General features: G+C 59.2%; 23 protein-coding genes. 14 read left to right on the top strand and 9 right to left on the bottom strand.

The annotated features are described in order from the left end of the window. The first annotated feature begins 47 nt into the window (after window positions 1-47). The gene (locus BCF46_RS07815; protein ID WP_121023145.1) at window positions 48-737 is read left to right on the top strand and encodes a rhomboid family intramembrane serine protease; all 690 of its coding nucleotides are present in this window, start codon (window positions 48-50) and stop codon (window positions 735-737) included. Here the strand turns inward: BCF46_RS07815 and murJ are convergent. From murJ to BCF46_RS07800, 3 genes are read right to left on the bottom strand one after another with little or no spacing between them, the layout of a single operon-like run. Beyond that, complete coding sequence (murJ, locus tag BCF46_RS07810) at window positions 734-2,275, bottom strand: murein biosynthesis integral membrane protein MurJ (RefSeq protein WP_121023144.1); 1,542 nt, start codon at window positions 2,273-2,275, stop codon at window positions 734-736. The genes BCF46_RS07815 and murJ overlap by 4 nt on opposite strands. Continuing rightward, window positions 2,272-5,034, bottom strand: a complete 2,763-nt coding sequence (locus tag BCF46_RS07805; protein ID WP_121023143.1) for a [protein-PII] uridylyltransferase — start codon at window positions 5,032-5,034, stop codon at window positions 2,272-2,274. The genes murJ and BCF46_RS07805 overlap by 4 nt, the downstream gene beginning before the upstream one ends. A 16-nt stretch (window positions 5,035-5,050) precedes the next feature. Continuing rightward, window positions 5,051-6,229, bottom strand: a complete 1,179-nt coding sequence (locus BCF46_RS07800; RefSeq protein WP_121023142.1) for an ABC transporter substrate-binding protein — start codon at window positions 6,227-6,229, stop codon at window positions 5,051-5,053. Between the two features lie 112 nt (window positions 6,230-6,341). Between BCF46_RS07800 and rsmI the strand changes: the two genes are divergently transcribed. The 3 genes from rsmI to gshB all read left to right on the top strand — a co-directional run bounded on the left by rsmI (window position 6,342) and on the right by gshB (window position 8,632). Continuing rightward, window positions 6,342-7,208, top strand: coding sequence for a 16S rRNA (cytidine(1402)-2'-O)-methyltransferase (rsmI, locus tag BCF46_RS07795; RefSeq protein WP_121023141.1), 867 nt, complete (start codon window positions 6,342-6,344; stop codon window positions 7,206-7,208). A gap of 2 nt (window positions 7,209-7,210) precedes the next feature. Continuing rightward, window positions 7,211-7,576: a YraN family protein gene (locus BCF46_RS07790; RefSeq protein ID WP_121023140.1), complete on the top strand. Its 366-nt coding sequence runs from the start codon at window positions 7,211-7,213 to the stop codon at window positions 7,574-7,576. A gap of 114 nt (window positions 7,577-7,690) precedes the next feature. Continuing rightward, window positions 7,691-8,632, top strand: coding sequence for a glutathione synthase (gshB, locus tag BCF46_RS07785; protein ID WP_121023139.1), 942 nt, complete (start codon window positions 7,691-7,693; stop codon window positions 8,630-8,632). Here gshB and BCF46_RS07780 read toward each other — a convergent pair whose 3' ends face one another. From BCF46_RS07780 to cobU, 4 genes are all read right to left on the bottom strand, one after another. Next, window positions 8,633-10,135, bottom strand: a complete 1,503-nt coding sequence (locus tag BCF46_RS07780; RefSeq protein WP_121023138.1) for a YifB family Mg chelatase-like AAA ATPase — start codon at window positions 10,133-10,135, stop codon at window positions 8,633-8,635. Between the two features lie 64 nt (window positions 10,136-10,199). Further along, window positions 10,200-10,880 carry a glutathione S-transferase gene (locus BCF46_RS07775; protein WP_121023137.1) on the bottom strand — a complete coding sequence of 227 codons (681 nt, stop codon included), beginning with the start codon at window positions 10,878-10,880 and terminating at the stop codon, window positions 10,200-10,202. 61 nt (window positions 10,881-10,941) lie between these two features. Then, window positions 10,942-11,523, bottom strand: a complete 582-nt coding sequence (locus tag BCF46_RS07770) for a histidine phosphatase family protein (protein ID WP_121023136.1) — start codon at window positions 11,521-11,523, stop codon at window positions 10,942-10,944. After that, on the bottom strand, window positions 11,520-12,068 hold the full coding sequence (gene cobU / locus BCF46_RS07765; protein WP_121023135.1) for a bifunctional adenosylcobinamide kinase/adenosylcobinamide-phosphate guanylyltransferase: 549 nt from the start codon (window positions 12,066-12,068) through the stop codon (window positions 11,520-11,522). Before cobU ends, BCF46_RS07770 begins: the two co-directional genes overlap by 4 nt. A gap of 104 nt (window positions 12,069-12,172) precedes the next feature. Between cobU and BCF46_RS07760 the strand changes: the two genes are divergently transcribed. From BCF46_RS07760 to BCF46_RS07720, 9 genes are all read left to right on the top strand, one after another. Beyond that, window positions 12,173-13,057, top strand: coding sequence for an RNA polymerase factor sigma-32 (locus tag BCF46_RS07760; RefSeq protein WP_121023134.1), 885 nt, complete (start codon window positions 12,173-12,175; stop codon window positions 13,055-13,057). 4 nt (window positions 13,058-13,061) lie between these two features. Then, window positions 13,062-13,856, top strand: coding sequence for a ChaN family lipoprotein (locus BCF46_RS07755; RefSeq protein WP_245989892.1), 795 nt, complete (start codon window positions 13,062-13,064; stop codon window positions 13,854-13,856). Between the two features lie 55 nt (window positions 13,857-13,911). Continuing rightward, window positions 13,912-15,108: a bifunctional phosphopantothenoylcysteine decarboxylase/phosphopantothenate--cysteine ligase CoaBC gene (coaBC, locus tag BCF46_RS07750; RefSeq protein ID WP_121023132.1), complete on the top strand. Its 1,197-nt coding sequence runs from the start codon at window positions 13,912-13,914 to the stop codon at window positions 15,106-15,108. Then, window positions 15,105-15,572, top strand: a complete 468-nt coding sequence (gene dut, locus BCF46_RS07745) for a dUTP diphosphatase (protein WP_121023131.1) — start codon at window positions 15,105-15,107, stop codon at window positions 15,570-15,572. The genes coaBC and dut overlap by 4 nt, the downstream gene beginning before the upstream one ends. A gap of 1 nt (window position 15,573) precedes the next feature. Next, entirely contained in the window at window positions 15,574-16,611 is a 1,038-nt protein-coding gene (locus BCF46_RS07740; protein ID WP_121023130.1) for a HesA/MoeB/ThiF family protein, read from the top strand. Between the two features lie 182 nt (window positions 16,612-16,793). Then, the gene (locus tag BCF46_RS07735) at window positions 16,794-17,297 is read left to right on the top strand and encodes a type III secretion system chaperone family protein (protein ID WP_121023129.1); all 504 of its coding nucleotides are present in this window, start codon (window positions 16,794-16,796) and stop codon (window positions 17,295-17,297) included. 30 nt (window positions 17,298-17,327) lie between these two features. Then, a complete protein-coding gene (gene proC, locus BCF46_RS07730; RefSeq protein ID WP_121023128.1) occupies window positions 17,328-18,140 on the top strand; it encodes a pyrroline-5-carboxylate reductase in 813 nt (270 codons plus the stop codon). Between the two features lie 3 nt (window positions 18,141-18,143). Continuing rightward, window positions 18,144-18,482 carry a tRNA-binding protein gene (locus BCF46_RS07725; RefSeq protein ID WP_121023127.1) on the top strand — a complete coding sequence of 113 codons (339 nt, stop codon included), beginning with the start codon at window positions 18,144-18,146 and terminating at the stop codon, window positions 18,480-18,482. Next, window positions 18,482-19,426, top strand: coding sequence for a 2-hydroxyacid dehydrogenase (locus BCF46_RS07720; protein ID WP_121023126.1), 945 nt, complete (start codon window positions 18,482-18,484; stop codon window positions 19,424-19,426). The genes BCF46_RS07725 and BCF46_RS07720 overlap by 1 nt, the downstream gene beginning before the upstream one ends. On the opposite strand, the gene BCF46_RS07715 is transcribed toward BCF46_RS07720, so the two are convergent. Next, window positions 19,423-20,004 (bottom strand): thymidine kinase, encoded by a 582-nt coding sequence (locus BCF46_RS07715; RefSeq protein WP_121023125.1) that lies wholly within the window; start codon window positions 20,002-20,004, stop codon window positions 19,423-19,425. The two genes, BCF46_RS07720 and BCF46_RS07715, sit on opposite strands and share 4 nt — an antisense overlap. A 261-nt stretch (window positions 20,005-20,265) precedes the next feature. On the opposite strand from BCF46_RS07715, the gene BCF46_RS07710 reads away from it, so the two are divergent. Beyond that, the gene (locus tag BCF46_RS07710) at window positions 20,266-20,718 is read left to right on the top strand and encodes a hypothetical protein (protein WP_121023124.1); all 453 of its coding nucleotides are present in this window, start codon (window positions 20,266-20,268) and stop codon (window positions 20,716-20,718) included. Between the two features lie 79 nt (window positions 20,719-20,797). Here BCF46_RS07710 and BCF46_RS07705 read toward each other — a convergent pair whose 3' ends face one another. Further along, the gene (locus BCF46_RS07705; protein ID WP_121023123.1) at window positions 20,798-21,079 is read right to left on the bottom strand and encodes a hypothetical protein; all 282 of its coding nucleotides are present in this window, start codon (window positions 21,077-21,079) and stop codon (window positions 20,798-20,800) included. Window positions 21,080-21,099 lie beyond the last annotated feature (20 nt).

Genomic DNA, 21,099 nt, shown 5'->3' with positions numbered 1-21,099 from the left:
TTGTCGCTTACCCATGGGCCAACAAGAGGTCAACCAGAGCAGGTCCCATGTATAACGAAAACGCAGACGCATCCCCGTTTAATGCCTTGCCACCAGTGGTGATTGCTTTGGCGGCGGTCATTGCCTTCATAGAGGTCATCTTCCAAGCAGGAGGCAGTGGCCTTATCGGCGGCGCGCAAGCGGTCGGGTGGCGGTTGACCGCCCTCGAGGACTACTCATTCTTCGGTCCGATCTGGGAGGCGATGCTGGAGAAGCGCTACTTCCCGATCGAGCATATGCAGCGCTTCGTGACCTATCCGTTTATCCACGGAAACTTCACCCATGCGGCGTTCGCGGTGGTCATCGTTCTGGCGATCGGCAAGGCGGTGGGAGAGGTCTTCTCTACGCTGTCATTTATCGCCGTGTTTATGGTCAGCTCCATCTTTGCAGCGCTGATTTTCGCTTTGGTAACCAATACGCAGCGGCCATTGTTCGGGGCGTATCCCGGCGCATATGGGCTAATTGGCGCGTTTACGTTTCTGCTTTGGGTGAACCTCGCGGCGGTCGGCGCAAACTCGATGCGGGCATTTACACTAATTGGATTTCTGATGGCGTTCCAGCTGGTGTTCGGCCTGCTGTTTGGTGGCGGCTACGATTGGGTGGCTGACGTTGCCGGCTTTGTCGTTGGGTTCCTAATGTCCTTTTTAGTCAGCCCCGGTGGCTGGGCGCGCGTTCTCACGAAAATGCGCCAGCGTTAGCGTTTGAGGCTGCGCTTCAGATCGGACGGTGTGAACGCGCCGAGGAGGCGACCAGCGGTCGCGTAGAACAGTCCGCCGGTGACCAACAGGATTGCCAACGCCAGATAGCGCCATGCGCCCATCTCGAAGAGGGGCTCAAGCAGGATATGCGCTCCGTACAAAAACGCCCCCATCAGCACGGACGCCGCAATGATGCGCGGCGCGCGGGTGCGGAAGCGGGCATCGAACGCGGCGGCTTGCCCGAAGTCGCGGGAATAGCGCCATAGCAGCCACGCCATGCCCCAACCCGCCAGCGAGGTGGCAAGCGCGGCGGCGAGGTAGTCGAGCCACGCCCAAAGGCCCACGGCGACGACGACGTTGATGACCATGGACGCCACGGCGAAGTAGAACGGTCGTTTGGTGTCTTCGCGGGCGAAGTAGAGCGGCTGGAAAATCTTTTGCAACACGAACGCAGGCAGCCCCATGCCGTAGATGGCGACGGCCAGCGCGGTGGCGGCGGTATCCTCAGCGGTGAAACGGCCTCGTTCGAATAGAACGGAAATCATGGGCGACGGGATGACCATGAGCGCGACCGAGCACGGAACGGTTAGGGCAAGGGCGACTTCGCCCGCACGGCTGAAGGCGTCTTGCCCGCCTGCCACGTCGTCGGCTTGCAAGCGGCGTGACAGTTCCGGCAACAGCACGACGCCGATGGCGATGGCGACCACGCCCAAGGGGAGTTGATACAGGCGGTCGGCGTAGTTGACCCACGCGATTGCGCCCTCCGTCCAGCTTGCCACGTTGCGGCCCACGAGCAAGTTGACCTGCACCACGCCCCCCGCAAGGGCGGCGGGGGCGGCGATGATGGCGAGGCGTTTGAGTTCCGGTGTCAGGCGCGGGCGACGGGGGATCAGGCGATAGCCTGCGCGCGCAGCGGCCCACCAGACAAGTGCGAGTTGCGCGATCCCCGCGATAGGGACGGTCCATGCAAGGGTGAGTCCGATGTCGGCATCCATAGCCCAAGCCGCACTTAACGCAGTGATAAAAAGCACGTTCAGCAATACCGGAGCAGCGGCCGCGGCCACGAAGCGGCCTGTTGCGTTCAGGACCCCCGAAAGAAGAGCTGCGAGCGAAATAAACAGGATATATGGGAAGGCAATGCGGCCAAAAAGTGTGGCGAGTTCGAACCGCTCGTCCGCGACGAAACCGGACGCCATGAGTAGTACCAAAGCGGGCATGAATATCTGCGCGATGACGGTGAAAACGATCAGCAGCGTACCTAAACCGGTGAATGCATCGCGGGCGAACGTCAGCGGGTCATCACCGGATTCCACCTTTTTGGAGAACATCGGCACGAAGGCCATGTTGAAGGCCCCTTCGGCGAAGAAACGGCGGAACATGTTGGGCAGGGAGAAGGCGATCAGGAAGGCTTCTGCCACAGGACCGGCACCAAGAAAGCCTGCTATCAGCACATCGCGCACAAAACCCAAGATGCGTGACAGCAAAGTCCACATGCCGACTGTCGCAAAGCCGCGCAAAAGGCGATTAGGCTGGCTCATTCCCGTGCCCGCTTGGAGCCGCGGGTGATGGCTTCACGCAACTTGCGTTCAATGGCTGCTTGCTTGGACGCAGAGTGGAATTTCAAGCCAAACATATCTTTCACGTAGAACGTATCCACCACTTGCGCGCCGTAGGTCGCGATCACCGCCGACGCTATTTGGATGTTGGATTCGGACAAAGTACGGCTGAGGTCATAAAGCAGACCGGGACGGTCGCGGGTGTCGACCTCGATGATGGTGTAAATCTCCGAACCTTCGTTGTCGAAGGTCACCGAGGTTGGCACCACGAAGGGGCGCTCCCGCTTCTTGATTTTGTCGCGCGGCGCCAAAGCCTCGCGGGCCAGTACCTCGCCCATCAGAGTTTTGTGAATCATCGTCTTCATGCGCGGCAGTCGCGTTATGTCATAAGGATGCCCGTCGCCGTCCTGTATCCAGAACACTGCCGTCGCAAAGCCGTCTTTCGAGGTATAGGTGCGTGCATCGACGACGTTTGCGCCCACGAGAGCCAGCGCACCACACATACGAGCGAAGATGCCCGGGTGGTCAGCCATGGCGAAACAGGCTCGGGTGGCGTCGCGATCGTCGTCAGGGGTCAGTTCGATGCGAATTTCGTCGGTCGGAATATCGCGGAGCAGCTTGGCGAAATCGACATGCGCAGTAACATGTAGCCCTTGCCAGTAAGGCGGGTAATGGCGCGCGATTTCGCGGGTGAGGTCTTTCTTTTCCCAATCTGGCAAAGCTGCTCGAAGGTTTTTCTTGGCTTCCGAGCCACGTTCCTCGCGGTTCAATGCCTCCATCCCGTCTTCCAGCCCGCGCTTCGTTTGGCGATACAGAGCGCGGATTAAGGACGCTTTCCAGTTGTTCCAAACGTCTGGACCAACACCGCGAATATCGCAAACCGTCAGAACGCATAGCAGGTCGAGCCGCTTGACTGACTTCACGGCCTTGGCAAAATCACGAACCGTTCGTGGGTCGGCAATGTCTCGTTTCTGGGCCATGTCAGACATGACCAGATGGTAGCGGACCAGCCATTCAACAGTGTCACATTCCTCTTTGTTCAGCCCGAGCCTTGGCGCAATGTAGCGGGCCATTTTGGCACCAAGGATGGAATGATCTTCGGCACGGCCTTTGCCAATGTCATGGAGAAGCAGCGCAACGTAGATGACTTTGCGATTTACTCCCCGTTTCAGGATGGAAGAGGCGACGGGAAGCTCCTCGATCAACTCCTCACGCTCTATCTGCGCAAGGTGAGAGATCGTCTGAATGATGTGCTCATCCACCGTGTAGGAATGATACATGTTGAACTGCATCATCGCGACGATGGTCTGAAAATCTGGGATGAACGCGCCCAAAACTCCAAGCTCGTTCATCCGGCGCAGGGCGCGTTCCGGATTGCCATGTTTGAGCAATGTGTCGAGAAAGATGCGCGAAGCGTCTTTGTCCCCTTCAAGACCGCGGATCATGTCCAAGTTGGAGGCAATCAGGCGCATTAGATCCGGGTGGATCAGATAGCCGGTGCGCAGTGCTTCCTCGAAGACGCGCAGCAAGTTGCGGGGATCCTTCAGGAAATTGCGTCTATTGACCACGGAGATGCGGTTTTGCCGGAGTTTGTAGCCTGGTTTCAACCGCTTGCGGCGGGCATTGCGTAGGAAGCCGATGATGGCGGGTTCTTGTTTGACGTGGCGGGCTTCCAAATCGGTTAGCAGAATACGTGTAAGCTCCCCTACGCGAGTGGCGTGGCGAAAGTAGTCTTGCATGAAATGCTCGACCGCGCGGCGCCCGCCTGTGTCCACGTAGCCCATGCGCTCCGCCACTTCTACTTGCAGATCAAAAGTCAGCTGTTCGGTCGCGCGGTTGGCGATCAAGTGCATGTGGGATCGCGTGGCCCAGAGGAAGCGGTCGGCGAAGCGAAAATTGTCCAACTCGTCTTGCGTGAAAACCTTCAAGCGTACCAGCGTGGAAACTTTTTTCACCCGCTTGACGTATTTGGCAATCCAGTAAAGTGATTGCAGGTCGCGCAAGCCGCCTTTGCCTTCTTTGACGTTGGGCTCCACGATGTAGCGCTGACCGCCGTGCTTTTTCAGGCGTGCTTCGCGTTCTTCAAGCTTCGCTTCGACGAATTCCGCACCCGTGTTTTTGAAAAGTTTGCCCCAAAGCTGAGCGTCCAACTCCTCGGCCAAAGGAGTGTGGCCGTCGACAAGGCGGTGCTCCAGAAGTGCGGTGCGGATAGTGAAATCCTCGCGGCCTAGCCGCAGGCAGTCTTTCACCGTTCGCGAAGCGTGGCCGACCTTCAGCTTCAGGTCCCACAGGATATACAGCATCGACTCGATGATACTCTCGGCCCAAGGCGTGATTTTGTACGGAGTCAGAAACAGCAAATCCACATCCGAGAACGGGGCCATCTCGCCGCGTCCGTAGCCACCCACAGCCACCACCGCAAGCCGTTCGGATTCGGTCGGGTTGGAGATCGGGTGCAGATGCTTACAGGCAACATGAAACGCACCACGCACCAAACCGTCTGTCAGATAACTGTAGGATCGGCAAACCCGTCGAGCGGCCAACGGAGACTGTGAAAAGGCGTCTGCAATGATTTCACGTCCCGCGATCTGCACGTCGGACAATGCCGCAACAGTTGCTGCCCGCATCGCTTTGGCATCTGTGCAGTCGGAAAGATCCGCGTCTAGCCTTGCGAACAAGGCATCCACGTCCAGAATTTCGTGCGCCGGGCGGATCAATTCGCCCGGCGCAGAAAGTTTCATATCAGATTGGCCGGGCTTAGAAACCGCCGAAGCCGAAGGATTTTGGTGCGGGATCAATAATCTGGACCTGATTGTTCGTCACTTGGGCAACCGCCATAGCACGTTGATTTGTGCCGTCGGCTTTGAAGCGGAATACCCCGTTCACGCCCTTGAAGCCAGAGGATTGCGTCAGGTTTCCCTTGGTCATTGCAAGCTTTTTGGCGGCCAGAGCCCCTACAGCGGCAATGCCATCATATGCCAAGCCCGACAATGGATGTGCGTTATCGCCATATGCGCTGGCATAACGGCTGTTGAACTGAGCCACCGGGGCAGGGTCAGGAAGGGCGAACCAACCGCCTTGAACTCCGGGCAATGACAGGGTTTGGGCGGGCACATCCCAACGGGTCAACCCGATATATTTCGTCACTGCGGGGCTAACGCCTTTTTCGGGAAGCAATTGCGCCAGCAACGGTAGCGCGCCCGTGCTGTTCGAGGTCAGCATCACCGCAGTTGCGCCCGACTCCTTGATTGTATTCGCGATGGTCGGGATCGCGGATACGATACCTTGCTCGCTGAATTCGAACGAACCATCGCCAACCACTTGCACGTTGGTGCCTGCAGTGGCTTTCACGATGGCCGAGCGCGCGATCTGACCAACCGGTGTGCGCGGATAGACCACGACGACACGGTTGCGACCTTGCGAGCCAGCATACGTCATAAGGCGCGACGCAATGCTGTCAAAGGTGTTGCCCAGAACGAAGAGGTTACCCCCTGCGATCGAGGTATTGTTGGAGAAGGAAATGACGTTGACCTTGGATCCTGACACCGCAACTGCAGCGGCGTTCGCCGCGTCAGAGCGGAGCGGCCCGAGGATGATATCAGCGCCAGCCGCGACGGCCTGAGACGCCGCGGATGCCGCCGTCCCTGCCTGACCGGCGGTGTTGTAGACTGTTAAATTAATCTTTCCGGAACCCAAATCAGCAATGGCCAACCGTGCTGCGTTTTCCAGCGCACGTGCCAAGCCCTCGTCGCCCGGAGTGGCAGAGCCGTAAGGCACCAGAAGCGCCACGTCGACTGCGTTGCCGTCAGACTTGGTGCCACCACCACCGCCACCGACGTCGCGCAGGTCGACATCGCAGGCCGACAGCGCGACGGCTGCGGCAATCGCCAAAACGGCACGCGCGCCCTTGCGGGCGCTTCCCAAAAGGTTGAACATGTTAATCACTCCATAAGTCCCCACCAAATGGCCGCCGGCACAGCCACACTTGTGGCAAACTGAATACGAGGTATGGAGTGTCAAGTAAACGTGAAGACGAAGGGTAGGGCTGATGACGGCTGCAAATCGCGTAAATCTGGCGTCTGGCCTGTATTTCATAGCCACTCCGATCGGCACCGCACGTGACATCACGCTGCGCGCGCTTGATATTTTGGCGTCGGCTGATGTTTTGGCCGCTGAAGACACCCGAACTTTGCGCCGATTGATGGATATTCATGGAATCGCTTTGGAGGGGCGTCCGATGGTGGCCTATCACGACCACAACGGCGCATCTGCGCGGCCCAAATTGCTCAGGGCACTGGCAGAGGGAAAGTCGGTGGCTTATGCGTCCGAGGCGGGCACGCCACTTGTTGCTGATCCCGGTTATCAATTGGGTCGCGCCGTAACCGCAGAAGGGTACTTGGTCACCGCCGCGCCGGGGCCATCTGCAGTTTTAGCGGCGCTATCAGTCAGCGGCCTCGCGACCGACGCCTTCTTTTTCGCAGGGTTCGCACCCACCTCAAAGGGCCAACGGCAGAGCTTTCTGAGGTCACTGGCAGAAGTACCCGGAACGCTTGTTTTTTACGAAAGCCCGAAGCGGGTTCATAAAATGTTAGCTGATCTGGTCGAAGTTTATGGCGAGACACGTGATGCTGTCGTCGCACGTGAGTTGACTAAAAAGTTCGAAGAAGTCCGGCGCGGCACCTTGGCAGCATTGGTGGATGAACTTGATGGAGTCACGCTAAAAGGTGAAGTGGTTGTTTTGGTCGCCCGTGGCGAGGTCAGTTCGTTCGATGAAAAGGACACCGACATCTTGCTGAAAGAGGCGATGGCCGCGGGATCTCTGAAAGACGCAGTGGCGCAGGTCGTGACGACAACCGGCCAGCCGCGCAGGCAGGTTTACCAAGCCGCGCTTAGATTGGAAAAAGAAGGAAAATAGCGATGTCGCGATCTGCGCGTGGCCGAATGGGATACCACGCAGGGATTGAGGCCGAGCGGAGCGTGGCGCGTGATTATTTAAGGCGCGGATACAAATTCGCCGCACATAGGTTTCGAGCGCGTGGTGGAGAGATCGACCTTGTGATGCGCTGGGGCGGCAAAGTTGTTTTCATTGAGGTCAAACAAAGCCGCACCCATTCGAGAGCCGCTGAAAGATTGCTGGCCGGACAAATGACGCGACTATTTCAAGCGGCGAGCGAGTTCGTTTCCAATGAGCCCGCAGGACAAGATACCGATATGCGCTTCGATGTGGCGTTGGTCGACGGGACTGGCCGCGTCGAGATCATCGAAAATGCGCTCGTAACCTGAATGTGCGCAAGAATGCCGATGGGTGTTCGCAGATAATGGATTGAAAGCCTGACCTGCCTGCCGCATTTAACGGGTGCGGGCTTTTATCGGCCCTAAACCACGGAAGGACAGCGCATGGGCCTGAAGGTCGCCATTCAAATGGATCCGATTGATAACATTGATATCGACGGAGATTCCAGTTTCCGTATCGCCGAGGAAGCGCAAGCACGCGGGCATGAGCTGTTTTACTATACACCGGATGCCCTGTCCTATGAGGAGGGCGAGGTTTATGCGGTTGGCTGGCCATTGACCGTGCGCCGCGTCAAAGGCGACCATTTCGAGCTTGGTGAAAGACAACGGATCAATCTTGCTGATTGGGACGTGGTCTGGCTGCGCCAAGACCCGCCGTTTGATATGGGCTATATCACAACCACGCATATGCTGGACCGTATCCATCCCGGCACGCTGGTGGTGAATGATCCGACTTGGGTACGCAACTGGCCGGAAAAGCTGAAGGTTCTGGATTATCCTGACCTGACCCCTCCGACTGCAATTGCACGTGACTTGACGACCTTGAAGGCATTCAAAGAGCGCCATGGCGATGTTATTCTCAAGCCGCTTTATGGAAATGGCGGGGCAGGCGTGTTCCGCCTGACACCAGATGATCGCAACCTGAACTCGCTGCACGAACTGTTTGTGGGGATCAACCGAGAGCCGTTGATCATGCAGAAGTTCCTGCCCGATGTGGCCAAGGGCGACAAGCGCATCATCCTGATTGATGGGGAGCCGGTTGGTGCGATCAACCGTGTCCCTGCCAAGGGCGAGACGCGTTCAAACATGCATGTTGGCGGGCGCCCTGAAAAAGTTGGTCTGACCGAGCGGGACCGCGAAATATGCGCGCGGATCGGGGCTGATTTGAAAAGCCACGGTCAGGTGTTCGTAGGCATCGACGTGATCGGGGGATGGCTGACCGAGATCAACGTGACCTCGCCCACTGGCATTCAGGAACTGGAACGGTTTGACGATGTGAATATCACAGCGAAGATTTGGGAGGTGATAGAGGCAAAACGCGACTGATCAGGACGCGACGCGGTAGCTGACGGCTTCCGCAATATGGCGAGAAGCAACGTCCGCGCTTGCCTCCAAATCTGCAATTGTGCGCGCCACGCGCAGCACGCGGTGGTAGCTGCGGGCAGACAGTCGGTAATGTTCGGCAGCCCGTGTTAGCAACGCAGCCCCCTCTGCGTCGGGCGTCGCGATTTCCTTTAACAATTCGCCTTCTGCGTCGGCGTTCACCCTGACACCCGGATAAGCGTCAAACCGTGCGCGCTGTACTTCTCGCGCGGTTTCTACACGCGCGGCGACTTGCGCTGAGGTATCCCCAGATGCAGGCAGGTCCAAATCCGTGAAGGCAACCGGCGGGACGTCCAGTCGCAGGTCAAACCGGTCCATCAACGGCCCCGATATGCGGCCCAGATAATCCTCCCCACATAACGGCGCGCGGGAGCATGCCTGTGCCGCGTCGGTCATGTAGCCGCATTTGCACGGGTTCGCAGCGGCGACCAGCATGAATTTGCAGGGGTAACGCACATGGGCATTTGCACGGGCGACGACCACATCGCCCGTCTCGATGGGTTGGCGCAGGGTTTCGAGCACTGCACGGGGGTACTCGGGAAACTCGTCCATAAACAGCACACCGTTATGCGCCAACGAGATTTCCCCGGGTTTCGCGCCGCGCCCACCTCCGACGATTGCGGCCATGGAGGCTGTGTGATGCGGAGTTCTGAACGGGCGTTCACGCGATATGCCGCCATCCTCCAACAGCCCCGCGAGAGAGTGGATCATTGAGGTCTCCAACGCCTCTTCGGGTGATAGGGGTGGTAGTATTCCCGGCAGGCGTGCCGCCAACATGGATTTGCCAGACCCCGGAGTGCCGACCAAAAGCAGGTGATGGCGACCCGCAGCGGCAATCTCCAGCGCCCGTTTGGCGCGTTCCTGCCCTTTGACGTCCCGCAGGTCCTTGCTGTGTTTGGGGCGGGTGACCTCGCCGGGCGTTGCGACGGCAAGGGGTTTTTGACCGGTATAGTGCTGCACCACCTCCAACAATGACGCAGCACCGAATACACGCGCCGCATCAACCCACGCGGCCTCCGCCCCGCATTGCTCGGGGCATAGCAAGCTGCACTCCTGTTCCGCTGCTGTCAGTGCTGCCGGCAGAGTTCCGATGACAGGGACCAACGACCCATCCAGCGACAGCTCGCCCAAGGCGACGGTGTTTTGCACGTCTTCGGCGGGAAGGATGTCCAGAGCGGCGAGCAGGGCAAGTGCGATGGGCAGGTCGAAATGCGACCCTTCTTTTGGCATGTCGGCAGGGGATAAATTTACCGTCACGCGCTTGGACGGCATGGCAATGGACATTGCGGTGAGGGCTGCGCGGACCCTGTCACGGGCCTCGCTGACGGCTTTGTCCGCGAGGCCCACGATTGAAAACGACGGAAGTCCGGCGGTCACGGCGCATTGCACCTCGACCAGCCGGGCTTCGATGCCCTCGAAGGCGACTGTGTATGTGCGCGTAACCAATTAACCCTCGGTGCTAAACCCTTGGGCACACAGTGGCGGGTGTTTGGTTAACGCGAGGTTTATCTCAGTCCGGACCGGGCCATTTACCCGCCGAGTAAGGCAGATCGTAATTGGACTGAGGCGCATCTTGAAGTCCGCGCCTGCGCCACTCTAGGAAGACCGGATCGGAAATCGTTTCCACGACATAAGGTTTCGAGGCTTCACCGATTGGCAACCCATATCCCGCCATGCGCGCCGCGACCGGGGCGAAGAACGCATCCGCGATCGAGTATTGCCCGAACAACCAAGGCCCATCAGTCGCAAGGTTGCGGGCGGCTGCCCATAGCTGTTCGATGCGGGCAAGGTCGGCTGCCACCTCCTCGGAGACAGGAAAATCAATGAAGCTCTGCCGCAAATTCATCGGACAGGCAGAACGCAAAGCGCCGTAGCCGCTGTGCATCTCGGCGACCATGCCACGTGCCAAGGCGCGCGCTTGCGTGTTTTCGGGCCAGTAGCCCTTATCCGGATGCCGCTCCGCCAATGTTTCGGCCATCCCGAGGCTATCCATCACAACACCGCCTTCGGGCAGTCGCATCACCGGCACCGTGCGGGCGGGGGCGAACGGTTTCAGGTCTTCCTGAAACTGAGGAATATAGAACCGCGTGTCATGTATGGTCACGTCGACATTGAACTTCGCGAACAGAAGCCAACCCCGGAGCGACCAGCTGGAATAGGAGCGGTCGCCGATAAGAAGATCATAAGTCATGATAGAGAGGTTAGCCTGAGGTCGGCGCGCTACGGAAATAAAGAATTGTGGGGCAGGCCCATCACGGTTGATGATTGATCACGTCTGCTCGCCAGCCATTGGGGCCGATATCTATGCGGGTCACCGAGAGCGGCTCAATCTGGTGCGACATCGCAGCGTAGGGCGTGACCCCAAGGGCGCGTTCGATCTGGGACATGATGACCCCCATATGAGCCACGATCACGACATCAACATGCTCGCTGTCGTGAAGGGCCTCAACTTTGGGGGTAAGGCGCGCGTGCAGATCGTTCCAGCTTTCGCCCTCCGGTGGCTTCACGTCGCCCGGCGTTTCCCAATAGGCGCGGGACAGCTCGGGGTGCATATCTGCGACCTTCGAGAAGTGGAGGCCGTCCCAGACGCCGAAATCAAGCTCTCTCAAGTCGGGATCATGCGGCAGGCGCGTGCGGCCAAGACCGATCACATCGGCGGTTGAGCGGGCGCGGGTCAGGTCGGAAGACACCAAGGCCGCGTTACTTGGCAGATAGGCATGCAGGCGGGCAATCTTGTCCGTATCGGACAAATCGGCGGGAACGTCCCGCCATCCGGTAAAGGCCTTTTCATGTGTCGGGCCGTGGCGAACCCACCAAAGGCGGGTGGTTTTCACGACACCCCCTCGGGCAGTGCGCCTTTCAACACTAAAGGCAGGCCCGCGATGACTTGCACGACAAGTTGCGCCTCACGGGCGATACCCTGATTAAGCTTGCCCTGTGCCTCACGAAACTGACGTGACATGGCGTGTTCCGGCACGATGCCCTGGCCGACCTCGTTGGTGACCACGACGACCTGCGCAGGCGAAGCGACAAGCGCCCGTACAAGTTTGTCAGATTCGGCGTATAAATCAGCCCCCGCCAGAAGTTGGTTGGTTAGCCAAAGCGTGGCGCAATCCAGAAGGATCACCTGATCCTTTGCCGCGCGTTCCAGCGCTGCGGTCGCGAGCAAGGGTTCCTCGACGGTGTTCCACCCATCGGCGGCACGGGCTTGCCTGTGATCCGATATCTTGGCCCGCATTTCATCGTCGAAAGCCTGAGCCGTCGCTATGTAGATCTTCGCCTTGTCTGAACTGGTTTCGGCAATCGCCCGCTCCGCAAAAGCTGATTTTCCGGACGCGGCACCACCAAGCATCATCGTCAGGGAGGGTAGTCCGGCCATCTTAATTCCTCCAACTCGTTTTGATCCGTATGCGCATTTGCCGCGTATTCATCACAAAAGGCCAGACCAGAGCCAAGCCAAATCGACTTATGGGGGTGAGACTTATGGCACTAGACACAAGACCATCTGACAATGTGCTTTCGCGCACGGCGATGAAGGCAGAGCTTTTGGACGCTGAGACGGAGTTGCGTTTGGCCTATGCGTGGCGTGACGAGCGGGATGAAGCCGCGTTGCATCGGTTGATCACAGCCTACATGCGCCTTGCGATTTCCATGGCCTCCAAGTTTCGCCGTTATGGTGCGCCGATGAACGACCTGATCCAAGAGGCAGGGCTTGGCCTGATGAAGGCCGCCGACAAGTTTGATCCCGACCGCGGGGTGCGCTTCTCGACCTATGCAGTGTGGTGGATCAAGGCGTCGATCCAAGATCATGTGATGCGCAACTGGTCGATGGTGCGCACGGGGTCAACCTCGTCGCAAAAGTCACTGTTTTTCAATCTACGCCGTGTTCAAGCTCGACTGGAGCGCGAGGCCGCCGCGCGCGGAGAACCGATTGACCGCCATCAGCTGCGGCAAAAAATCTCGACTGAGGTAGGTGTGCCGCTGCACGACGTAGAGATGATGGAGGGCCGCTTGTCCGGCTCGGACTTCTCGTTGAATGCCACGCAATCAACCGAGGACGAGGGGCGCGAATGGATTGATGCACTTGAGGATGATGGCCCGCAAGCTGCTGAAACAGTAGAGCATTCGCACGACAACGATACATTGCGTGGATGGCTGGTCGACGCTATGACAGAGTTGAACGATCGTGAGCAATTCATCGTGCGTGAACGCAAGTTACTGGACCGGCCTCGGACTCTGGAAAGTCTGGGTAATGAGCTTGGCCTGTCCAAAGAACGCGTGCGCCAACTGGAGGCTGCCGCCTTTGCCAAGATGCGCAAATCACTTGAATCGCAAAATACGGAAGTGCTGCATTTCCTGGCTCACTAGGGGAGTGGCAGCTCTTTCGATTTGTACCTCTGTGAACGCCGAAGCTCTTACAAATTCGGCATTTGAAACCTTGGGTGCAGCAGATGTAGTAATTGTGGGCGAACAGCACGACAACCCGATACATCATGCCAACCAAGCGGCGATTGCCCGCGCAATCTACCCCTCCGCGGTGGTTTTTGAGATGCTAACAGCCGAGCAGGCCGAGGCCGGACAAGCTGCCGGATCGTCGACTATCGCGGAGCTCGACGCAGCCTTGGAGTGGTCGGCGCGAGGTGAATGGCCGTCTTTCCATATGTATTACCCAATTTTTGCGGCGGCTCCGCAGGCGCGTATCTATGGCGCGGCAGTCCCGCGCGACCAAGTTCGTGCGGCGATAGCTGACGGGGCCGCGTCTCAGTTTGAGAGCGCTGCCAAATATGGGTTGGATATGGCGTTGACGACTGGGGAACAATCTGCGCGTGAAGCAATGCAGGCCGCCGCGCACTGCAACATGTTGCCCACTGATACGGTGTCGGGAATGGTCGAGGCACAGCGATTGCGTGACGCCAGCTTCGCAAAAGTGACCTTGCAGGCGTTGAAAGAAACAGGTGGACCGGTCTTAGTTATCACTGGCAACGGTCATGCGCGCACGGATTGGGGAATTCCGACCTATCTGCGCCGGGTCGCGCCGGATGCCGCCTCGATTTCAGTTGGTCAGTTGGTCACCGGCGAAATTTCACCGCCCTATGATCGCTGGATTATGACCAGATTCTTCGATGCCGGCAAAGGCGATCCCTGCGAGGTCTTTTCAAGCAACTGATTGCCCCCTGCGCCGCGCTGTCCTAACACTTGTTCGCAAGAAAGCGGGGTGCAACATGCTTGCAGGTAAACGGATACTTCTGATCGTGGGCGGAGGGATCGCGGCGTTCAAGTCGCTGGACCTGATCCGCCGCTTGCGCGAACGCGGGGCGACGGTGACGCCTGTATTGACCCGTGCGGCTGAGGAATTTGTGACGCCGCTTAGCACCTCTGCCCTCGCAGGGCAGAAGGTCTACCGCGATCTATTCGACCTGACGGATGAGGCCGAGATGGGCCATATCGAGTTGTCCCGCGCCGCTGATCTGGTGGTTGTTGCCCCCGCAACGGCCGACCTGATGGGCAAGATGGCGGGTGGCTTGGCAAATGATCTGGCCTCCACGCTGTTGATGGCGACCGACAAACGCGTGCTGATCGCTCCCGCAATGAATGTGCGTATGTGGGAGCATCCTGCGACGCAGCGCAATCTGGCGACCTTGAAAGGCGACGGTGTGCTGACCGTCGGCCCCGATGTGGGCGACATGGCCTGCGGTGAGCATGGTCCGGGTCGCATGTCCGAGCCATTGGCTATCGTCGATGCGGTTGAGGCCGCGCTGCTGGATGGCCCGTTGAAAGGCAAGCATGTGCTGGTGACGTCTGGCCCAACGCACGAACCAATTGATCCGGTGCGTTACATCGCGAACCGCTCATCGGGTGCGCAAGGCACTGCGATTGCCCGTAGCTTGGCCGCGTTGGGGGCCAACGTGACCTTCGTGACGGGGCCTGCGGATGTGCCCCCGCCCTTGGGCGTGAAGGTGGTGAAAGTGCAGACCGCAAGCGAGATGAAAGAAGCGGTCGATGCGGCGTTGCCAGCGGATGCGGCGGTGTTTGCCGCGGCCGTGGCGGACTGGCGCGTGGCGAATGCGTCGGGCTCTAAGATGAAAAAAGACGGCTCCGGAAACGCCCCTGCGTTGGAATTTACCGAGAATCCCGACATTCTGGCAGGTGTTTCCCAGATGAAGAAAGACCGCCCCAAACTGGTCGTGGGCTTCGCAGCGGAAACCGACGATGTGCAGGCCAACGCCACGGCCAAGCGCAAACGCAAAGGCTGCGACTGGATCGTGGCAAATGACGTGAGTCCCGAGACGGGGATCATGGGCGGGAGTGAGAACGCGGTGACCATCATCTCAGACGAGGGCGCCGAAAGCTGGCCGCGTCTGACCAAAGATCAGGTGGCCGCGAAGATTGCTGCGAAGATTGCCGGGGCGCTGGCGTGACACCCGTTTTGCGATTCACGTGGACGGACGAGGCAGACCCCGCATTGGGCCTGCCCGCGTATGAAACCGACGGCGCGGCGGGCGCTGACCTACGAGCCAACTTGGCGCAGCCAGACCGATCAACGGGCCTGACCTTGCTTCCGATGGGCCGTGCGTTAGTGCCGACCGGCTTGCGGGTCGAAATACCCGAAGGATTCGAGGTGCAAATCCGTCCGCGCTCCGGCCTTGCGCTGAAACACGGGATCAGCCTGCCGAACACGCCGGGTACGATCGACAGCGACTATCGCGGGCCGTTGGGCGTGATCCTGATCAACCTTGGCACGGAACAGTTCACCGTCGCCCATGGCGACCGCATTGCGCAGATGGTCGTTGCCCCCGTGGTGCAAGGCCGCTTCGAGCTGGCGCACGGCCTGTCTGATACCGCGCGCGGCATTGGCGGTTTCGGATCTACAGGGCGCGGCTGAGATGGTGTTGGTGCTGGTCCTTGCCGCAACGATTTTGCTGGCGGGGCGCTTTGGATTGCCCAAGCGGTTACAAATCATGGCGCTGGTCGCGCTCTTCGCATTGGTTCTGTTTTTTCAGTTGACCCTGCCTGCCGGCAACCCCGTAAAGGACGCCACGGGATCGTTGCAGGGCTGGGCGATTTTCGCTGGCGTTGCCGTGATCTTCGTGGGCTACCGCGCACTGCTAACCCGCTTGCGGCGACGTTCGGTCGAGGATGTGCCCGAACCCGCAAATCCCGACAAGTTCACCGAAGCGGAGTTGAACCGCTACGCCCGCCACATTGTTTTGCGGGAGATCGGCGGACCGGGGCAGAAGAAAATGAAGAAAGCCCGCGTGTTGGTCGTGGGAGCTGGCGGTCTTGGCGCTCCGGCGCTGCAATACCTGGCGGCGGCGGGGGTCGGGACCATCGGCGTGATTGATGATGACGTCGTCGACAGCTCCAACCTGCAACGTCAGGTGATCCATACCGACGCGCGGGTGGGGATGCCCAAGGTGTTCTCGGCCCAAGAAGCGATGCAGGCGCAAAATCCGTTCGTGATGATACGGCCCTATAACCGTCGCCTGACCGAGGATATGGCCGCCGACTTGTTCGCAGACTATGATCTGATCCTTGACGGTTGCGACAATGCCGATACTCGCTATCTGGTGAACCGAGCTGCCGTTCAACTGGGCAAGCCGTTGATTTCCGGAGCGATTACGCAATGGGAAGGCCAATTGAGCCTGTTCCATCCCGCAAGTGATGGCCCCTGTTACGCCTGTGTTTTCCCGAGCGCGGCGGCGGCGGGGTTGGCGCCGTCTTGCTCCGAGGCAGGCGTGGTCGGCGCGTTGCCCGGCGTGGTCGGCTCAATGATGGCGGTAGAGGCGATCAAGCACGTCACGGGCGCAGGCGCGCCGCTGCGGGGGCAAATGCTGATTTATGATGCGCTCTATGCCGAGACACGCCTGATCAACCTCAAGAAAGACCCTGCTTGCACGGTCTGTGGACAACCCGCCAGATAGTGGCATTCACCCACAGGGACCACAATGTGTTGTGGGTAAGACTAAATAAAGTCTTTACAGCGAGTCCCATACATCACAACATCTAGGTAAGGGCCGTGGACAACAAGCGACCTGTAGTAAGGAACGCAGCCTATTGGGGCGCAGGCATCTCCCCAACGTGCGCTCCGAAAGAGGGACCGAGCATGTCGAGCTTAGAACACTATCTTGAGACTGAGGATTTGCACCCAATTGACTTGGTGGAAACCTTAGCAGCCCATCACGAGTGGGAATTTGACCGCATCGCGGAAGACCAAATCGCCATGGCGATCGAGGGGCAATGGCGGACCTATTCCATCACGCTGGCTTGGTCGCACCATGACGAGACGCTTCGGCTGGTCTCGACCTTCGAGATGGAGCCACCGGAAGACAAGCTTCCAGCTCTGTACGACATGATGAACCGCGCGAATGATACGTGTTGGACAGGCGCCTTCACCTACTGGCATGCACAACGCCTCATGGTGTACCGCTACGGGCTAATCCTGTCAGGCGGCCGTGACGCGGGCGCAGATCAGGTCGATCGAATGCTGTCGGCAGCGATTATGGCGTCGGAGCGGTTCTATCCCGCGTTCCAGCTGGTGTGCTGGGGCGACCGGACCCCGCAAGATGCGATGAATGTTGCCATTGCGGAAGCCTACGGGCGCGCCTAACATTTGCCTCTGACGACAGACGGGGGCTTCATGGATTTTACCGAGATCAACACGCGCGGGCTGGTATTGCTGGGCTGCGGAAAGATGGGCTCGGCCCTGCTAGAGGGCTGGCTGAAAGGTGGCATTGACGCAGGTGCCGTCTACGTGCTGGACCCGAACCCGTCGGATTGGGTGAAGGCGCACGGCGTTCATATCAACGAAGATTTGCCCGACGATCCGGCCATCGCCCTGCTGGCAGTAAAGCCGCAGATGATGGGCGACGCACTGCCAAGCATGGCGGCTCTGGGCAACGGAACCACACTGTTTTTGTCTATTGCCGCCGGCACGTCGATTGCGCATTTCGAAGAAGCACTCGGGGGGCAGACACCCATCGTGCGCTCCATGCCGAATACGCCCGCTGCGGTCGGTCGGGGTATCACCGCGATCATTGGCAACACTCACGCAACTGCGGCAGATCTGGATTTAGCTGAAGGGTTGTTGAAGGCCGTGGGTCAGGTCGTGCGGCTGGAAACCGAAGCCCAGATTGATGCGGTGACCGGCGTCTCCGGCTCCGGCCCCGCTTATGTGTTTCACTTGATTGAAACCATGGCCGCAGCAGGCGAGGCGCAAGGGTTGGCACCTGAACTGGCGATGCAACTGGCAAAGGCGACAGTGGCCGGTGCAGGCGCATTGGCGGAAGCCGCCGAGGAAAGCCCCGCACAGCTACGGGTCAACGTCACCAGCCCTAACGGCACCACAGCGGCGGCTTTGAACGTGTTGATGGACGAGGAAAAGGGCTTCCCCAAACTGCTGGGCGATGCCGTGAAGGCCGCGACCGAGCGCGGGCGCGAGTTGGGGAAGTAAGCGGTGGCAGAGATTTCATTCGACGACTTCATGAAGGTCGACATCCGCGTGGGTGTCGTCACCAAGGCCGAACCCTATCCCGAAGCGCGCAAGCCCGCGATCAAACTCTGGGTGGATTTCGGGCCTGAACTTGGTGAGCGGAAAAGCTCTGCACAGATCACCAAGCACTACAGTGTAGAGGAGTTGCCCGGCAAAAAGGTGATGGCGGTCGTCAACTTCCCACCGCGCCAGATTGGAAAATTTATGTCCGAAATTCTGGTTCTTGGCGTGCCTGACGAGGACGATGAGGTCGTGCTCCTGACCCCAGACAAAGACGTGCCGATTGGCGGAAGGCTTTACTGATGAAACTCCTTGTCTCCCGATTGCTGCCGGATGCCGTCTTGGACAAGGCTCGTGCCGAGTTCGACGTGACTTTGCGCGAGACCTCCGACCCGATGACCGAAGCAGAGGTGACCGAGGCGTTGGAGACCTACGATCTGATCCTGCCGACCTTGGGCGACCAATTCACTGCCGCCGCGATCTCTGCCGCGACGCCGCGCACCAAGCTGCTGGCCAATTTCGGTGTCGGCTTCAACCATATCGACGTGGACGCGGCAAAGGCGCAGGGCATCGAAGTCACCAACACGCCGGGCGCTGTGACGGATGCCACCGCCGACATCGCCATGACGCTGATGCTGATGGCCGCACGGCGCGCGGGCGAGGGGGAGCGGATGGTGCGCTCTGGCAAGTGGACAGGCTGGCAGCCCACGCAAATGTTGGGGCTACACCTGACCGGCAAGACAGTCGGTATTATCGGGATGGGGCGGATCGGCCAAGCGATTGCGAACCGTTGCCGTAACGGGTTCGGCTGCAAGATTGTTTACGCCAACAGGTCGCGCAAAGATGTGGACGGCGCGGATCAATTGGACAGCATGGAGGCTGTCGCGCAGGCCGCAGACGTGGTCGTTGCAGCCACGCCGGGTGGGCCTGCCACGCGGCACCTGATTGGCAAATCCGTTTTCGAGACGATGCAGCCGCATGCGATTTTCGTCAACATATCCCGTGGCGATGTGGTGGACGAAGCAGCGCTGATCGCTGCGCTGCAAGCAGGCGCGCTAGGCGGCGCGGGTCTGGACGTCTATGAAAACGAGCCCAAGGTGCCTGACGAGCTGCTCGCTATGGAAAATGTCGTTCTGCTACCCCATCTCGGGACGAACACGCTGGAGGTGCGCACTGGCATGGGGATGATGGCGCTCGACAACTTAATCGCCTTTGCGGCGGGCAAGAATTTGCCGAACCCTGTCTAGCGGTCCCCGATGGCCTCGCGGAAATGCTTCCGGCACAGGGAAACGTAGGTCTCGTTCCCGCCGACCTGAACCTGGTCGCCATCCACCAAGGCTTTCCCGTCAGCGCCCTTGCGGATCACCATGGTGGCCTTCTTGCCGCAATGGCAGATGGTCCGGACCTCACGTAACTCGTCAGCAAGAGCCAACAGTGTGGCGGATCCGGGGAAAAGCTCGCCTCTAAAATCGACACGCAGTCCATAACTCATCACCGGTACTTTTAGGTCGTCGACGGCGCGGGCAAGTTGCCAAACCTGTGCTTTGGAGAGCCATTGGGCCTCGTCGACCATGACGCAGGCAATTGGCCCTTTGCCCAAACGGGCGGAAATCATCTCAAACAAGTCATCCGCCTTGCCGTAAATATCCGCGTCTTTCGCTAAGCCAATCCGTGACCCGATCTGCCCCGTGCCGGAGCGGTCATCAAAATCTGCGGTCAGAAGGTAGGTCTCCATCCCCATTTCCTGATAGTTGTGCGCCGCTTGTAAAAGGAGCGTCGACTTACCCGCGTTCATTGTGGAATAGTGAAAATACAGTTTTGCCATGTCGTCTCGTAGCAAAGCCGCTTGTAAGGAGCAAGGCGGTGAGGGACGTGCTAGGGAAAGCTATCAAGGCATGCGCTGATTACCCGGCAGCGCATACATCGACGCCCCTCACCTAAGAGGTCGTGTTCAGCACAACACACCCCCGTGTGTCCCTATACCCAAGGGACAACTCAGACCTACCGTGGGGGAAAACAATTGCGCAGGGGAAAGGCTTTGGGCTATTCCCCGATAGAGCCATGCGGCTAAGGGAAAGACACGACTATGACCAAGATGAACCGGTATCTTAAGAAACACACCGAAGCGTTGGTGAAAGATGTGGGCGTGGAGGCGGCTTGCAAGCTGACCGGGCGCTCCAAAGCGACGCTTGGGCGGTATTATTCCGAGTCCGAGGAGCACGCGGATCGCTATATGCCGTTGGATGCGGTGGCCTCTCTGGAAGCTGCGGCGAGCTTTCCGCATGTGACGCAGGCCTTGGCCGAGATCAACGGGAACACGCTCGAAGTTGATACCGGCCGCAAGGGCAATGCGGAGTCGGTGAACAGCAACGTGGTGGCCCTGGCGCAGCGCTTTGCGATGCTGATGGGCGAGTACAACCTGTCCATCTCGGACGGAATTATCACGGTGACCGAGGCCAAGCGGATGCTGTCGGAGACCTTGGAGCTACAAAAAGTTCTGGTCGAAATGAAGCTGCATCTGGAAGAAGAAGTTACCTGATTTTCCGCTTAAAAACCGGCGTCTGCAACGTGTCGGCAAAGCGTCGGCAATGTGTATGGCAGGTTTTCGGGCCGCGGCTTTAGCGTCTCGGCACCGAATAGAGCCGGTAACCATCAATCAGGGCCACCTCTTTGGCGCCGGTTTCCGTCACGAACACTCCGAGATTTTCCATATCCGCCGGACAGCCCACCAGATCGGCGGCATCGTCGAGGAACTGGTTGGTGAAATCGTCCTCGCCAATCCGGCGGCACAGGTCCCCCTCGGCGCGGTAGCCGTCACCGAAAAACGGCAGGGTGGTCTCGGGGAACGGGGAGCAGGCGGTGAGGGCGAGGGCCGTGGCGGCGAGGGTGATGTGGCGCATGTTGGAACTCCTTTGGTGGG

The organism is Litoreibacter meonggei, assembly GCF_003663885.1.
GTDB classification, from domain to species: domain Bacteria; phylum Pseudomonadota; class Alphaproteobacteria; order Rhodobacterales; family Rhodobacteraceae; genus Litoreibacter; species Litoreibacter meonggei.
Note: the sequence above shows the minus strand (reverse complement) of the source record. Positions and strands in the feature narration are given on the sequence as shown.